Origin of the sequence: Mycobacterium sp. E342 (genome assembly GCF_001667665.1) — a bacterium.
Classification (GTDB): Bacteria; Actinomycetota; Actinomycetes; order Mycobacteriales; family Mycobacteriaceae; genus Mycobacterium.
Genome location: NZ_LZJM01000112.1, coordinates 1 through 1,213, shown reverse-complemented (window position 1 = coordinate 1,213; position 1,213 = coordinate 1). Strand labels below are relative to the sequence as shown.

Here is a 1,213-nt window from a genome sequence, read left to right as displayed (position 1 = left end):
GCGCCGATAGTAGTGCGCGCCGAGCTCGAGGTCCATTTTCCACTCGATCAGCCCGTAGCCGCCGTCCTCCCACCTACCACCACCCCGAAAAACTCCTACGGCACGACGACGATGACGACGCGGCCTAGCGACAGCGCCGCCTCTGCGCGTGGTCGAATGGTCCGTGCTATTCCGTCAGCTGGAGTATTTCGTAGCGCTCGCTCAGGAGCGCCACTTCGCGCGCGCGGCGAGCGCTTGCTACGTCTCGCAGCCCGCGCTGTCGGAGGCCATCCGCAAGCTCGAACAGGAGCTCAACGTCCCGCTGGTGCGGCGTGGACAGAAGTTCGAAGGCCTCACTCCCGAGGGCGAGCGGCTGGTGCCCTGGGCCAGACGCATCCTGGCCGACCGCGACGCCCTGCGACAGGAGGTTACGGCGCTGCAGACCGGCCTGACCGGCGAACTGCGGCTCGGGGTGGTGCCCGCTGCCTCGACTACCGTTGCGCTGCTTACCGATCCGTTCGGTGTGGCCCTTGGCGTTTGTGCGGGTGGTCCAGCCGTCGGGTTTGAGCATGCGGTGGTGGGGTCCGCAGGCGAAGGTGAGGTTGTCGATGTCGGTGCGGCGGCACTGGTTCCAGTCGGTGACGTGGTGGACTTCGGAGAGGTAGCCGGGCACGGTGCAGCCCGGCGCCGTGCAGCCGCGGTCCTTGGCGTAGAGCATGATTCGTTGTCCGCGGGTGGCGAGTCGCTTGCTGTGATACAGCGCCAAAGGTTTGGCGTTGTCGAAGACGGCCAAATAGTGGTGGGCGTGGCGGGCCAGGCGGATCACGTCGCTGATGGGGAGCCGGGTGCCGCCACCGGTGCGCCCTGTGCCGGCGGCGGTCTGCAGCTCAGCCAAGGTGGTGGTGATGATGATGGAGGCGGGTAAGCCGTTGTGCTGACCCAGTTTTCCCGAGGCCAACAGCGCCCGTAGGCCGGCCAGCAGCCCGTCGTGGTGGCGTTGGGCCGTGCTGCGGGCGTCGCGGTCGATGGCGTCTTGGCTGGGGGCGCCGTCCACGCATGGGGTGTCGTCGAGGGGGTTGCACATGCCGGGTGCGGCGAGTTTGGCCAGGACCGCTTCCACGGTGGCGCGGGCCTCGGGGGTGAGCAGGCCGCGCAGTTCGGACATGCCGTCGGGGCCTTGCTTGCCCAAAGTGAGTCCGCGCCGGCGGGCGCGGTCGTCGTCGGTGTAGGTGCC

At 68.6% G+C, this 1,213-nt stretch carries 2 pseudogenes; one reads left to right on the top strand and one right to left on the bottom strand.

Features of this window, described 5'->3' with window-relative positions:
• Positions 1 to 163 precede the first annotated feature (163 nt).
• Positions 164 to 538: pseudogene (locus A5692_RS28095) on the top strand (LysR family transcriptional regulator); the annotation flags it as partial.
• Here the strand turns inward: A5692_RS28095 and A5692_RS07480 are convergent.
• Positions 446 to 1,213: pseudogene (locus A5692_RS07480) on the bottom strand (DUF222 domain-containing protein); the annotation flags it as partial. The pseudogenes A5692_RS28095 and A5692_RS07480 overlap by 93 nt on opposite strands.